The sequence below is a fragment of the Xanthomonas sp. 1678 genome, from assembly GCF_031455575.1.
Classification (GTDB): domain Bacteria; phylum Pseudomonadota; class Gammaproteobacteria; order Xanthomonadales; family Xanthomonadaceae; genus Xanthomonas_A.
In genome coordinates this window covers 141,933-155,592 of the sequence record NZ_JAVDSZ010000010.1, presented here as the reverse complement: position 1 = coordinate 155,592, position 13,660 = coordinate 141,933, and the positions used below count along the sequence as shown (strand labels likewise).

The window sequence follows — 13,660 nt, the reverse complement described above, 5'->3', positions numbered from 1 at the left end:
CGTCCGCCTGCCGCGGCGGCGCCGTAAACGAAAACGCCGCCCGCGAGCGGACGGCGTCGGACGCATTTCGCGCTGGCTCAGTCCTTGCCGGCCGGCGTCTGCGGCAGGGCGCCGTCGCCGCCGCCCGGGGTCAGGCCGCGCTTTTCCAGCAACGGCTCGATCTTCGGCGCGTGCCCGGCGAAGTCCTGGAACAGCTGCATCGCATCGACGCTGCCGCCGCGCGAGAGCAGGGTCTGGCGGAAGCGGTCGCCGTTGGCGCGGCTGAGTCCGCCGTGCTGCTTGAACCACTGCTGGGTGTTGGCGTCGAGCACTTCGGACCAGATGTAGGCGTAGTAGCCGGCCGCGTAGCCGCCCATGATGTGGCTGAAGTACGGCGTGCGGTAGCGCGGCGGCACCGGCGCGTAGGCGATGCCGTCGGCGGCCAGCGCCTTGGCCTCGAAGTCCATCACCCCCGATGCCGGCGGCACCTGGCCGGCGCCGAGCTGGTGCCAGCGCTGGTCCAGCATCGCCGCGCCCAGGTACTCGGTGGTGGCGAAGCCCTGGTTGAACTTGGCCGCGGCCACCACCTTGTCCAGCAAAGCCTGCGGCATCGCCGCGCCGGTCTGGTAGTGCTTGGCGTAGTGCTTGAGGATGGCCGGGTCGTCGGCCCACATCTCGTTGACCTGCGACGGGAACTCGACGAAGTCGCGCGGCACGCTGGTGCCGGAGAAGTACGGGTACTTCACGTTGGAGAACATGCCGTGCAGCGCATGGCCGAACTCGTGGAACGCGGTGGTGACCTCGTCCCAGGTCAGCAGGGTCGGTTGCCCGGCCGGCGGCTTGGGGATGTTGAGGTGGTTGGCGACCACCGGCTTGTAGCCGGTCAGCGCCGACTGCGACACGTAGGAGTTCATCCACGCGCCGCCGCGCTTGGATTCGCGCGCGTACATGTCGGCGATGAAGATCGCCAACTGGGTGCCGTCGGCGTCGAACACGTCGTAGACCAGCAGGTCGTCGCGGTAGGTCGGCAGGTCGGTGCGCTGCTTGAAGGTCAGCCCGTACTCCTGGTTTGCGGCGTAGAACACGCCGTTCTCCAGCACGTTCTTCAGTTCGAAGTACGGCTTGAGCTGGCTCTCGTCGAAGTCGTACTTGGCCTGGCGCACCTTCTCGCTGTAGTAGGCCCAGTCCCAGGCGGCGAGGGTGAAGCTCGGCTTGCCGGCCGCTTTTTGTTCCTTGTCGATCATCGCCTGCAGGTCGGCGGCCTCGCGCTTGGCGTTGGCCACCGCGGCCGGGGCCAGCTTGCCGAGCATCGCGTTGACCGCCTCGGGCGTCTTGGCGGTCTGGTCTTCCAGCGAATAGGTGGCGTGGTTCGGATAGCCCAGCAGCTTGGCACGGTCGGCGCGCAGGCTCATGATCCGCGACACCAGCGCGGTGTTGTCGTACTGGCCGCCGTGGCTGCCGCGCGACACCGAGGCTTCGTAGATCTTCTGCCGCAGCGCGCGGTCCTTGAGCTGGGTCAGCGGCGGCTGGCCGGTGGTGTTGAGCAGCGCGATCACGTACTTGCCGTCGAGCTTGCGCGCCTTGGCCGCTTCGGCCGCCGCGGCGATCTGTTCGTCGGACAGGCCGTCGAGCTGCTTGACGTCGTCCACCACCACGGCGGCGGCGTTCACTTCGGCCAGCACGTTCTGGCTGAACTGGGTGCCGAGCTTGGCCAGCTCGGCGTTCATCGCCTTGAGCTTGGTCTTGTCGGCATCGCCGAGCTTGGCGCCGTCGCGCACGAAATCGCTGTAGTACTTCTCGACCAGGCGCACGCCCTGCGCGTCCAGGCCGAGCTGGTCGCGGGTGTCGTACAGCGCCTGGATGCGCGCGAACAGCTTGGGATTGAGCGAGATGGTGTCGCGGTGCGCGGCGAACTTGCCCGAATAATCGGCCTGCAGCTGCTTGCGCGCGTCGTTGGTGTCGGCGCCGACCAGGTTGAAGAACACGGTGGTGGCGCGGTCCAGCACCTGGCCGCTCTTCTCCATCGCCACGATGGTGTTGTCGAAGGTCGGCTTGGCCTTCTGGTTGGCGATCGCCTCCACTTCCTTCAGCTGCTGCGCCATGCCGGAATCGAAGGCCGGGGCGAAGTCGCTGTCCTTGATCCGGTCGAACTGCGGGTAGTGCAGCGGCAACGGGCTTTCGGCGAAGAACGGGTTGCCCTGGGTGGCCGCCTGCGAAGCGGCGGGCGTGGCGGCGTTGGCGTAGGCAGGCATGGCGAGTCCGAGCGTGGCGGCGAGCGCGAGGGCGAGGCGGGTGGTCATCAAGCGGCATCCAGCGATAAGGCGGACCATGCAGGCTACCCCAGCATGGCGCATGTGGCCTGTGACTAAAGCCATGGGTGCCCCGCGCCAGGCCCGGCGCATGCTGCGCCCGCGCTTGCCTTCGCCGCGGCGGCGGCGTCATATAGCGCCAGACCGATGCAGACCACCGCCATTGCGTGAAGACGGCCGACGGCCGCGGGGAGAACCGATGAAAGCGATGTTCGGCTTGTGCGTGGCCGCGTGCGCGGCATGGGCGGCGCCGGCGTGGTCGGCGCAGACGTTGCGCTACGTGGCGCTGGTGGACGGCGGCACGCAGGCCGGGCAGCAGACCGTCGAGGTCGGCGACGACGGCGTCACCCGCGTGGACTTCGTGTTCAAGGACAACGGCCGCGGCCCGGAACTGAAGGAGCAGTTCACGCTGGCGGCCGACGGCACCTTCAAGACCTACCAGGTGCAGGGCACCTCGACCTTCGGCGCGCCGGTGGATGAGCGCTTCAGCCGCGACGGCGAGCGCGTGCACTGGAAGACCGCGTCCGACCAGGGCGAGCGGCGCGTGGCCGGCAGCGCCCAATACTGGCCGCTCGGCGGCACGCCGGCGGCGACCTCGGCGGCGGTGAGCGCGCTGGTCCGCCGCAGCGACGGCAAGCTGCCGCTGATCCCCAGCGGCAGCCTGACCCTGCGCAAGCTGGTGCAGGCGCAGGTCGGCCGCGGCAACAGCGCGCGCGAGGTGCAGCTGGTGGCGCTGACCGGGGTCGGCTTCACGCCCACCTTCGCCTGGCTCACCACCGGCGCCGCGCCGCGCCTGTTCGCGTTCATCGCGCCCGGCTGGATGCAACTGATCGAGACCGGCTACGAGAAGGACGCCGACGCGCTGGAAGCGGCGCAGAAGCAGGCCGAGGCCACCGCCCTGGTCGACCTGCAGCAGCGCCTGGCGCATCCCTTGCCCGGCACCACGCTGATCCGCAACGCGCGCGTGTTCGACAGCGAGCACGCCACGCTCGGCGCCGCCTCCGACGTGCTGCTGCGCGACGGCAAGATCGTCTCGGTGGCCGCCACCGGCGCCGCGCCGGCGAAGGCGCAGCAGGTGATCGACGCGCAGGGGCGGGTGCTGCTGCCGGGCCTGTTCGACATGCACGGGCATGTCGGCCGCTGGGACGGCGGCCTGCACCTGGCTGCCGGCGTCACCACGGTGCGCGACATGGGCAACGACAACGCCACGCTGCAGCAGGTGATGCAGGAAGAACGCGCCGGCCAGCTGCTGATGCCGAGCCTGGTCGCCTGCGGGTTCCTGGAGGGCGAGAGCCCGATGTCGGCGCGCAACGGCTTCGTGATCAGCACCCAGGCGCAGGCCAACGAGGCTGTCGACTGGTACGCGGCGCACGGCTACGTCGGCATCAAGATCTACAACTCGTTCCCGCAGGCGCTGGTGCGCGACACCGCGGCCTACGCGCACGCCAAGGGCCTGCGCGTCAGCGGGCACATCCCCGTGCACATGCTCGCGCACGAGGCGGTGGAGCAGGGCTACGACGAGATCCAGCACATCAACCAGGTGCTGCTGAACTTCTACGCCACCCACGACACCGATACGCGCACGCTGGAGCGCTTCTACCTGCCGGCCAAGCGCACCGCCGACCTGGATTTCGACTCTGCGCCGGTGCAGGCCTTCGTGCAGGAGCTGGCCAAGCGGCAGACCGTGATCGATGCGACCGTGGCCACCTTCGACTTCATCCGCCAGCGCCCGGGCGAACTGTCGCAGGCCTACGCCGCGGTCGCTGAGCACCTGCCGCCGGACGTGCAGCGCGGGCTGCGCAGCGCCGAGTTCGACATTCCCGACGACGCCACCGCGGCGCTGTACACCCGGTCCTACGACAAGATGGTGGCCTTCGTCGGGCGCCTGTACCGGGCCGGCGTGCCGCTGGTGGCCGGCACCGACGCCACGCCCGGGTTCACCCTGCAGCGCGAGATCGAACTGTACGTGCAGGCCGGGCTGACTCCGGCGCAGGCGCTGCAGGTGGCGACCTGGAACGGCGCCAAGTACTCGCGCACGCTGGACAGCCGCGGCTCGATCACTCCGGGCAAGCGCGCCGACCTGATCCTGGTCGACGGCGACCCGACCCGCGACATCGCCGACCTGCGCAAGGTCGCGCTGGTGGTCAAGCAGGGCACCGCCTATTACCCCAGCGAAGTGCATGCCGCGCTGGGCATCGAACCGTTCGCCGCGCCCGCGCGCATCGCCACCGTCGAGGATTGAGTGCATGGACACGCCGACCACCGCCTACGCCTTCACCGCCGACGACATCGACGGCCGCCCGCAACCCTTGGCCGATTACGCGGGCAAGGTGCTGCTGATCGTCAACGTCGCCTCCAAGTGTGGCTTCACCCCGCAGTACGCCGGGCTGGAAGCGCTGTGGCGGCAGTACCGCGAACGCGGGCTGGTGGTGCTCGGCTTCCCGTGCGACCAGTTCGGCCAACAGGAACCCGGCGACGCCGAGGAGATCAAGCAGTTCTGCGCGCTGACCTACGAGGTCGACTTCCCGATGTTCGCCAAGGTGCAGGTCAACGGCGACGCGGCGCATCCACTGTGGCAATGGCTCAAGCAGCAGAAATCGGGGCTGCTCGGCATCGCCGCGATCAAGTGGAACTTCAGCAAGTTCCTGGTCGGCCGCGACGGGCAGGTGCTGGCGCGCTATGCGCCGACCGACAAGCCCGAAGCGCTGGCCGCGGACATCGAGCGCGCGCTGGGTTGAGTGCTTGATGCGCAGGCGGCCCGCTTTTCTGTAGGAGCGGCTTCAGCCGCGACAGGCTCTACGGATAGCAGCTGTCGCGGCTGAAGCCGCTCCTACAAAAGCGCGCCGCGGTTGGCCGGCGCAAATATCGCGGTCGCCGGCTACTTCTCGACGAAGGCCCGCTCGAACACGTAATGGCCCGGCGTGCCGATCCGCGAGGAGGCGACGAAGCCGCGCGCGTCCAGGGTCTGGCGCAGGTCGGCCAGCATCTGCGGGCTGCCGCAGATCATCGCCCGGTCGTGTTCCGGATCCAGCGGCGGCAGGCCCAGGGTCTGCTGCATCTGCCCGTTCTCGATCAGCTCGGTGAGGCGGCCGCGGTTGCGGAAGTCCTCGCGGGTCACCGCCGGGTAGTACAGCAGCTTCTCGCGGATCGTGTCGCCGAGGAACTCGTGCTGCGGCAGCTCGTTCTCGAAGTAGTCGCGGTAGGCCAGGTCTTTTTCGAAGCGCACGCCGTGGGTCAGGATCACCTTGTCGAAACGCTCGTAGGTTTCGGGATCCTTGATCACCGACAGCCACGGCGCCAGGCCGGTGCCGGTGCCGAGCAGGTACAGGTGCCGGCCCGGGTGCAGGTCGCTGATCAGCAGCGTGCCGGTGGGCTTCTTGCCGACCAGCACCGAATCGCCCGGCTTGATGTGCTGCAGGCGCGAGGTCAGCGGGCCGTCCGGCACCTTGATGCTGAAGAACTCCAGCCGCTCTTCCCAGTTGGCGCTGGCGATGGAGTAGGCGCGCAGCAGCGGCCGCGTCTCGGTCTCCAGGCCGATCATCACGAACTGGCCGTTGTCGAAGCGGAAACCTTCGTTGCGGGTGGTGGTGAAGCTGAAGTAGTCGTCCGTCCAGTGACGGACTTCGAGCACCGTTTCGGGGCCAAAAGCAGAGGACATGCCGTTGATCGTTATGGGGAAGGAGCTGCGGCCATTCTACCCCATGTTGACTCAAATGAGAGGCGATCTCATTTGGGCCAGTCCATCCCGCCGCGCGTCACTTCGTGAACGACAGCTCGTAGGACAGGTACAGCGGCGCCTGCGGCGGGGCCAGCAGCGGGCGCTGGCGCAGGAAACGCTCCAGGCACAGCGCCAGCGGCGTGGTGCCGTTGCGCCAGCTCGCAGCGACGCTGCCGTCGGCCTGCAGCTGGACCACGATGGCGAACGGCGCGATGTCCGGCCGCGGCGTGGCGCAACTGGCCACGCCCTCGTCCAGCGCCGCGCGTTGCAGCGCCTGCAGGCGCTCGGCCAACGCGCTAGGCAGCGCGGCCTCGTCGCGGTCTGCCAGCGCCTTGGCCGCGGCGTAGTCCGAGGGCGCGGGGACCGGGTCGGCCGCGGCAGCGGGAAACGCCATGGCGGCGGCGAGCAGGCAGGGCAGGAGGCGTCGCGGCATGGCGGGTCCGAAAGGGCAGGCGAGGCTCAACGATACCCAGCGGCCTGCAGTTCGAACAGCTCCGCGTAGCGCCCGCCCTGCGCCATCAGTTCGGCGTGGGTGCCGCTGGCCTCGATCTGGCCGCCGGCCAGGACCAGGATGCGGTCGGCCATGCGCACGCTGGAGAAGCGGTGCGAGATCAGCACCGCGGTGCGGTTGTCGGACAGTTCCTTGAAACGCTGGAACACCTCGAATTCGCTGCGCGCATCCAGCGCCGCGGTGGGCTCGTCGAGGATCATCACCTGCGCATCGCGCATGTAGGCGCGCGCGATCGCGATCTTCTGCCACTGCCCGCCGGACAGGTCCACGCCGGTCTTGAAGCGGCGTCCGATCAGCTGCTCGTAGCCGTGCGGCAGGCCTTCGATCAGTTCGCTGGCCATCGCCCGCTGCGCGGCGGCGCGGATCCGCGTGGCATCGGCCATCGAATCGACCCGGCCGACGCCGATGTTCTCGCCGGCGCTGAGGTGGTAGCGCACGAAGTCCTGGAAGATCACCCCCAGGTTGGCGCGCAGATCGTCCAGGTCGTAGTCGCGCAGGTCGCGGCCGTCGAGCAGGATGCGGCCCTCGTCCGGGTCGTACAGCCGCGCCAGCAGCTTGACCAGGGTGGTCTTGCCGGCGCCGTTCTCGCCGACCAGCGCCAGCACTTCGCCGGCGTGCAGGGCGAAGTCCAGGTGTCGCACCGCCCATTGCTCGGCGTCCGGATAGCGGAAGCCGACGTTCTCGAACACGAAGCCGCGCGTGATCGGCCGCGGCACCGGCACCGCGCCGGGCCGGGTGCGGATCTCCGGCACGATGCGGAAGAACGAATACAGGTCGTCCAGGTACAGCGCCTGCCCGGCCACCTGCGAAAAGCCGATCAGCAGCCCCTCCAGCAACTGGCGCAGGCGCAGGAAGCTGCCGGCCAGGAAGGTCAGGTCGCCGATGCTGAAATCGCCGCGCACCGTGCGCCAGGCGATGTAACCGTAGGCGGCGTAGTAGCCCAGCGTGCCCAGCGCCGCCAGCAGCGTGCCCCACAGCATGCGCTTGCGCGCCAGCGCGCGGTTGGCCTGGAAGAAGCGGTCGGCCAGCGCGCGGTAGCGCCCGATCAGGAAGCTGTGCAGGTTGAAGATCTTCACTTCCTTGGCGGTCTCGACGCTGGCGCCGACCTGGCGCAGGTAGTCGAGCTGGCGCCGCTCGGCGGTCCACTGGAAGTTCAGCGAATAGCCCAGCGCGTTGAAATGCGCCTCGCCGACGAACGCCGGGATCAGCGCCACGGCCAGCAGCAGCATCAGCCACGGCGCATACACCACCAGGCCGATCGCGAAGCTGACCACGGTGATCGCGTCCTGCACCTGGCCGAACAGCTGGCTCATCAGGTTCATCCGGCCCATGGTCTGGCGCCGCGCGCGGTCGAGCTTGTCCTGCTGCTCCGGGTCCTCGAAATCCTCCAGGTCCAGCTGCGCGGCATGCTCCATCAGCTGCACGCTGGTGACGTTGTTGAACAGCTCCGACAGCAGCGTGTCCGCATAGCTCACCAGCCGCCCGAGCAGGTCCGAGCCGATCGCCAGCGCCAGTTCCAGCGCCAGCAGCTCCAGCAGCCGCTGCAGCCGCCCGCTGGCCAGCGCCTCGCCGAACGAGGTGAAGCCGGGCGACTGCCCGACCAGATGGATCGCCTCGTCGATGATCAGCTTGCCAATGTACAGCGAGGCCACCGGGATCAGCGCGCGCAGCACGCGCAGGCCGATGCTGGTCAGGGTCAGCCAGCGGCTGGTCTGCCAGATCTGGCGCAGGAACGGCGGCAGGTTGCGCATCGCGTCGAAGCGCTCGCGCAGGCTGGGGCCGGTGCGGGACGCGGCGGGCGCGGCACCGTGGGAAGGAGGAGAAGAGGCCATCGGTGCATTGTGCCGGGGCCGGGCGTGCGCGGGGAGTGTTTGGGCGGCGTGCAGAACTCAAGGTCGGCGCGCGGGAGTGAGAGCTGTTGCGCCTGTCTGCGCTGCATTGGGCTTGACCGGCAAGGCCTGTCGCGACTGAAGTCGCTCCCACAATGGGCTTGCCGAACGACTGCTACCCACTCAGGCGACCCGCGATACTCCGGCGACGGCTGGCGGTGCCGGAATACTGTGGTCCACTGCCAGGCCTGTCGGTTTCACTGTGGGAGCGACTTCAGTCGCGACGGGCCTTGCCAACCGTGTCCAAGTCGCAACCGATCGCCCTGGGCCAACCCGCACCGCCCTCATCGGAAAAAGCGCCGATCCAGCCTCACTCGTCCAGCCGCAGGGTCAGGCACTTGGCCGCGCCGCCGGCCTTGAGGAATTCGTCCAGCGGGGTCTGCACCACGCGGTAGCCGATCCGGGCCAGGGCCGCGCACAGTGCGGGCGAGGCGTGGTTGAGCAGCAGGCGCTGGTCCAGGTCCACCGCGTTGCAGGCGAAGGCGAGGGCATCGGCCTCGCTCACTGCGATGCGCCGTGCCGGCGGGACGCGGCGGGCGATGGCTTCCTGGGCGTAGTTGTCGAACGCGGCCGGGTAGTACAGCAGGTAGCCGTCGCGCAGCGGGCAGAAGCAGGTGTCCAGGTGATAGAAGCGAGGATCGACCAGGCGCAGCGGGATCACCTCGATGTCCAGCAGCTCGGCCAGTGCGTGCGCGGCGGCCAGGTCGCTGCGATGGCCGTGGCCCATCCACAAGCGGCGTGCGCCCCGGTCCAGCAGCGCATCGCCGGCGCCTTCGAAGCGCAGGTGCGCGGGCAGCGTGCGGATGCGCAAGCCGGCGCGGCGGCACCAGTCGGCGAACAGCGCCTCCTCGCCGCGGCGCTCGGCATGGCGGAAACGGCTGGGCACGAAGCTGTCGCCGAGGACCAGGCCGGCGTTGGCGCTGAACACCATGTCGGGCAGGCCGGCGGCCGGAGCGATGCGCTCGACCCGGGCACCGGCCGCTTCGGCCGCGGCGACCAGCGCGTCCCATTGCGCCTGCGCGCGTTCGCGGCTGGCCGCGTGCACGTTGCCTTCCATCCATGGGTTGATCACGTAGTCCACCGCGAAGTGCTGCGGCGCGCACATCAGCAGGCGGTGGCCGTCGCGGGCGGTGGCCGGGGCCTGTGGCGCCGGTTCGGCCAGGGCCAGGTCCGCCTCGTCCTCGACTGCCGTCCCCGCCATGAATTTCTCGGTCATGCCCGCCTCGCTGTGCGCTGGTGATGCGCAGACGCTAGCGATGGCGTGTTGCGGAGACATGTCTGGGGCCGAGATCGGGAATTCGGGATTCGGGATTGGAGGGGCGCTGCAGCTGTGATGCGGCGGGGCGTACCGGCGGGAACCGGTACGCCGTTGCGCTTACGGCATGGCCGGTTGCAGGCCGACGCCGAGCCGGTTCCAGGCATTGATCAGCGCGATCGCCATGGTCAGCGCGCTGATGCCCTGCGCATCGAAATGCGCCGCCAGCGCGTCGTAGCACGCGTCCGCCGGCGCGCCGCTGGGCAGGGTGGTCAGCGCTTCGGCCCAGGCCAGCGCGGCGCGTTCGCGGGCGTCGAAGAAGCGGCTCTCGCGCCAGCCGGCCAGGGTGTCGAGCTTGCGCGGCTCCACGCCGGCCTTGCGCAAGGCGGTGGCGTGCATGTCGATGCAGTAGCTGCAGCCGTTGAGCTGGGAGACGCGCAGGAATACCAGTTCGGCCAGGTCGGGGCTGAGCACGCCCTCGTGCACCTGCTGGCTGGCGCTCAGCAGGGCGCGGAAGGCGACGGGTTCGTGGCGGGTGTAGTCGATGCGATGGAAGTGCACGTGCGTTGCTCCATGACGGCCGCAATGGCCGCCTTCGCAACAAGGACGCGCCGCGGTGCGCTGTCGTGACACCGCGCCGGTGCGGGCTGCGAGTCCGTGTTGGCGCGGCCGCCAGCCCACGTGCCCTGACGACCGCATGCCTGCCGACACCGCCCCGCCACTCGCCCGGCTGCGCGGCCGGTTTAGTCGCGCGCGGCCAGTGCCGGCAGCTTGTCCGGATTCATCAGCGTCAGCACCTCAACGATGCGCTCGCCTTCGATCACCACCAGCACCGCCGAATGCAGTCGCGTGCCGCTGAAGCGCAGGATCGCCGGCTCGCCGTTGACCGTGCCGATCCGCGCCTGCAGGTCCAGGCCGCGCCGCGACACCGCCCAGTACAGCCGCGCGATGCGTTCGGCGCCGAGCAGCGGCCGCAGCGTGGCGGTGACCTTGCCGCCGCCGTCGGACAGCATCCGCGCGTTGGCGTCGAGCAGGGCCACGATCGCGCCGCGGTCGCCCTGCTGCGAGGCGTGCATGAAGCGCTCCAGCAGCTGCCGGTGGCGTTCCGGCGCCACCGCGAAGCGCGGTCGGCCGGCGGCGAGCCGTTCGCGTGCGCGGTGCACCAGCTGCCGGCAGTTGGCTTCGGCATGCCCGAGCAGTTGCCCGATCTGCGCGTAGTCGTAGTCGAACGCCTCCTTCAGCAGATACGCGGCGCGCTCGTCCGGGCCCAGCCGTTCCAGCAGCGCCAGGAACGCCACCGATACCTGCTCGGCGCGCGCATGGCGCTCGGCCGGATCGGTGCCCTCGGCGATCTCCAGCGGCTCGGGCAGCCACGGGCCGGTGTAGTGGACGCGCGCGCTGCGCGCGGCGCGCAGCCGGTCCAGCCCGAGCCGGGTGGTGGCGGTCACCAGCCAGGCCTCGGGATCGCGGATCGCGGCACGGTCGCTGGACTGCCAGCGCAGCCAGGCGTCCTGCAGCACGTCCTCGGCGTCCTGGCGGCTGCCGAGCAGGCGATAGGCCAGGCCGAACAGCCTGGGACGCTGGGATTCGAAGGTCGGATCGGGGCTCATGGCGACCAGGACGGAACAGGGCGTGCCGGCGTGACAGCGGGCGAGGCGGCCACTTTGCCCTAAAATGGACCGGTTTCCCCCTCGCCAGCCGTAGAGCCAGCCGTGACCTCGATCAAGCAGGAAGACCTCATCCAGTCCGTCGCCGACGCGCTGCAGTACATCAGCTACTACCACCCGGTCGACTACATCAAGAACCTGGCCGCCGCCTACGAGCGCGAGCAGTCGCCCGCGGCCAAGGACGCGATCGCGCAGATCCTGATCAACTCGCGCATGTGCGCCGAAGGTCACCGCCCGATCTGCCAGGACACCGGCATCGTCACCGTGTTCCTCGAGATCGGCATGAACGTGCGCTGGGACGACGCCACGATGGGCGTGGAGGACATGGTCAACGAGGGCGTGCGCCGCGCCTACAACCATCCGGACAACAAGCTGCGCGCCAGCGTGCTGGCCGATCCGGCCGGCAAGCGCGCCAACACCAAGGACAACACCCCGGCGGTGGTCAACACCAAGATCGTGCCGGGCGACCATCTCGAGGTGATCGTCGCGGCCAAGGGCGGCGGTTCGGAGGCCAAGAGCAAGTTCGCCATGCTCAATCCGTCCGATTCCATCGTCGACTGGGTGCTCAAGACCGTGCCGACCATGGGCGCCGGCTGGTGCCCGCCGGGCATGCTCGGCATCGGCATCGGCGGCACCGCCGAGAAGGCGATGCTGCTGGCCAAGGAAGCGCTGATGGAGCCGATCGACATCGTCGACCTGCAGGCGCGCGGCGCGTCCAATCGCGCCGAGGAACTGCGCCTGGAGCTGTACGAGAAGGTCAACGCGCTGGGCATCGGCGCGCAGGGCCTGGGTGGCCTGACCACGGTGCTGGACATCAAGGTCAAGGACTACCCGACCCACGCCGCCAACCTGCCGGTGGCGCTGATCCCCAATTGCGCCGCCACCCGCCACGCCCACTTCACCCTGGACGGCAGCGGCCCGGTGATGCTGGAGCCGCCGTCGCTGGAAGACTGGCCCAAGCTCACCTACAACCCGAGCAACGCGCGCCGGGTCAACCTGGACACCATCACCCGCGAAGAAGTCGCCAGCTTCAAGCCGGGCGAGGTGGTCCTGCTCAACGGCAAGCTGCTGACCGGCCGCGATGCCGCGCACAAGCGCATGATCGACATGCTCAACCGCGGCGAGAAACTCCCGGTCGATTTCACCAACCGCTTCATCTATTACGTCGGCCCGGTCGACCCGGTGCGCGACGAAGTGGTGGGCCCGGCCGGCCCGACCACCGCCACGCGCATGGACAAGTTCACCCGGCAGATGCTGGAGCAGACCGGCCTGCTGGGCATGGTCGGCAAGTCCGAGCGCGGCGATGCGGCGATCGACGCGATTCGCGACAACAAGGCCGTTTACCTGATGGCGGTCGGCGGCTCGGCCTACCTGGTGTCCAAGGCGATCAAGGCCTCGCGCGTGCTGGCGTTCGAGGACCTGGGCATGGAGGCGATCTACGAGTTCGAGGTCAAGGACATGCCGGTGACGGTGGCGGTGGATTCCAGCGGCGAGTCGGTGCACAAGACCGGCCCGCGCGAATGGCAGTCGCGCATCGGCAAGATTCCGGTGGTGGTCGAACCGGCCTGAGCCGGCGCCAGATGGACGTCGGCGCAACGCCGGCGTCCGCGCGCTGGCCTTGCGCCGGCGGCGCGTCGATAATCGGCGCTGGCTTCGCATTCTTGGGGAAAGCGCCGTGTCCATCGTCCTGTACGGCTCGCCGAGCACCGCCTCCTTCGTCGTCCACTGGTTGCTGATCGAGCTGCAGGTCGATTTCGAGCTGCGCATGCTCGATTTCGACCGCCGGGAACAGAAAAGCCCCGAGTATCTGGCGCTCAACCCGCAGGGGCGGGTGCCGACATTGGTGCTGGATGGGCAGGTGCTGACCGAATCGGTCGCCATCGCCATGCACCTGGCCGACCTGTATCCGCACGCCGGTCTGGTGCCGCCGACGGGGACCCCAGAGCGCGCGTCGTACTACCGCTGGATGCTGTTCTGCGCCTACACCCTGATGCCGGCCTATCGCGACTGGTTCTATCCCGACGAACCGGCCGGTGCCGACAATGCCGAACGCGTGCGCGTCAGCGCCCGTGCGTCCCTGGAACACGCGTGGGACGAGGTCGCGGCACATCTGCAGCAACACGGGCCGTACCTGCTGGGCGAACACTGCAGCGCCGCCGATTTTGTGCTGACCATGCTGATGCGCTGGTCGCGCAACATGCCGCGGCCCAGCGATACCTGGCCGGCGCTGCAGGCGCATGCGCAGCGGATGAAGGCGCGCCCCGCGTTCCAGGAAACCTACCGCCGCGAAGGCCTGACCGACTGGACCTGAGCGCGGCGGCAGTCGCGCGCG

11 protein-coding genes are annotated in these 13,660 nt (G+C 69.3%); 4 read left to right on the top strand and 7 right to left on the bottom strand.

The genetic code is table 11. The annotated features are described in order from the left end of the window. Positions 1–77 precede the first annotated feature (77 nt). Entirely contained in the window at positions 78–2,279 is a 2,202-nt protein-coding gene (locus J2Y70_RS17475) for a M3 family metallopeptidase (RefSeq protein ID WP_309920358.1), read from the bottom strand. Positions 2,280–2,487: 208 nt separating this feature from the next. Between J2Y70_RS17475 and J2Y70_RS17470 the strand changes: the two genes are divergently transcribed. Then, positions 2,488–4,530 (top strand): amidohydrolase family protein, encoded by a 2,043-nt coding sequence (locus tag J2Y70_RS17470; RefSeq protein WP_309920355.1) that lies wholly within the window; start codon positions 2,488–2,490, stop codon positions 4,528–4,530. 4 nt (positions 4,531–4,534) lie between these two features. Further along, complete coding sequence (locus J2Y70_RS17465) at positions 4,535–5,026, top strand: glutathione peroxidase (protein ID WP_309920352.1); 492 nt, start codon at positions 4,535–4,537, stop codon at positions 5,024–5,026. 140 nt (positions 5,027–5,166) lie between these two features. Here J2Y70_RS17465 and J2Y70_RS17460 read toward each other — a convergent pair whose 3' ends face one another. The 6 genes from J2Y70_RS17460 to J2Y70_RS17435 form a co-directional block, all read right to left on the bottom strand. Then, positions 5,167–5,946, bottom strand: a complete 780-nt coding sequence (locus J2Y70_RS17460; protein WP_263394830.1) for a ferredoxin--NADP reductase — start codon at positions 5,944–5,946, stop codon at positions 5,167–5,169. Between the two features lie 97 nt (positions 5,947–6,043). Continuing rightward, positions 6,044–6,439 carry a hypothetical protein gene (locus J2Y70_RS17455; RefSeq protein WP_309920346.1) on the bottom strand — a complete coding sequence of 132 codons (396 nt, stop codon included), beginning with the start codon at positions 6,437–6,439 and terminating at the stop codon, positions 6,044–6,046. A gap of 26 nt (positions 6,440–6,465) precedes the next feature. Further along, positions 6,466–8,349 carry an ABC transporter ATP-binding protein gene (locus tag J2Y70_RS17450; protein WP_309920344.1) on the bottom strand — a complete coding sequence of 628 codons (1,884 nt, stop codon included), beginning with the start codon at positions 8,347–8,349 and terminating at the stop codon, positions 6,466–6,468. A gap of 367 nt (positions 8,350–8,716) precedes the next feature. Continuing rightward, entirely contained in the window at positions 8,717–9,622 is a 906-nt protein-coding gene (locus J2Y70_RS17445) for an arginine deiminase-related protein (protein ID WP_309920341.1), read from the bottom strand. Positions 9,623–9,781: 159 nt separating this feature from the next. Beyond that, positions 9,782–10,222: a carboxymuconolactone decarboxylase family protein gene (locus J2Y70_RS17440; RefSeq protein ID WP_309920338.1), complete on the bottom strand. Its 441-nt coding sequence runs from the start codon at positions 10,220–10,222 to the stop codon at positions 9,782–9,784. A 182-nt stretch (positions 10,223–10,404) separates the two neighbouring features. Further along, positions 10,405–11,271, bottom strand: coding sequence for an RNA polymerase sigma-70 factor (locus J2Y70_RS17435; RefSeq protein ID WP_309920336.1), 867 nt, complete (start codon positions 11,269–11,271; stop codon positions 10,405–10,407). A gap of 102 nt (positions 11,272–11,373) precedes the next feature. Here J2Y70_RS17435 and J2Y70_RS17430 point away from each other — a divergent pair, with 102 nt between their 5' ends. Both J2Y70_RS17430 and J2Y70_RS17425 read left to right on the top strand, forming a co-directional pair. Then, complete coding sequence (locus J2Y70_RS17430; protein WP_263394824.1) at positions 11,374–12,897, top strand: fumarate hydratase; 1,524 nt, start codon at positions 11,374–11,376, stop codon at positions 12,895–12,897. A 106-nt stretch (positions 12,898–13,003) separates the two neighbouring features. Next, positions 13,004–13,639: a glutathione S-transferase family protein gene (locus tag J2Y70_RS17425; RefSeq protein ID WP_309920332.1), complete on the top strand. Its 636-nt coding sequence runs from the start codon at positions 13,004–13,006 to the stop codon at positions 13,637–13,639. Positions 13,640–13,660: the final 21 nt, after the last annotated feature.

Bases quoted from the DNA above. Each gene is read 5' to 3' on its own strand.
- J2Y70_RS17475 (WP_309920358.1), bottom strand. From the start codon at position 2,279: ATGACCACCCGCCTCGCCCTCGCGCTCGCCGCCACGCTCGGACTCGCC.
- J2Y70_RS17470 (WP_309920355.1), top strand. From the start codon at position 2,488: ATGAAAGCGATGTTCGGCTTGTGCGTGGCCGCGTGCGCGGCATGGGCG.
- J2Y70_RS17465 (WP_309920352.1), top strand. From the start codon at position 4,535: ATGGACACGCCGACCACCGCCTACGCCTTCACCGCCGACGACATCGAC.
- J2Y70_RS17460 (WP_263394830.1), bottom strand. From the start codon at position 5,946: ATGTCCTCTGCTTTTGGCCCCGAAACGGTGCTCGAAGTCCGTCACTGG.
- J2Y70_RS17455 (WP_309920346.1), bottom strand. From the start codon at position 6,439: ATGCCGCGACGCCTCCTGCCCTGCCTGCTCGCCGCCGCCATGGCGTTT.
- J2Y70_RS17450 (WP_309920344.1), bottom strand. From the start codon at position 8,349: ATGGCCTCTTCTCCTCCTTCCCACGGTGCCGCGCCCGCCGCGTCCCGC.
- J2Y70_RS17445 (WP_309920341.1), bottom strand. From the start codon at position 9,622: ATGACCGAGAAATTCATGGCGGGGACGGCAGTCGAGGACGAGGCGGAC.
- J2Y70_RS17435 (WP_309920336.1), bottom strand. From the start codon at position 11,271: ATGAGCCCCGATCCGACCTTCGAATCCCAGCGTCCCAGGCTGTTCGGC.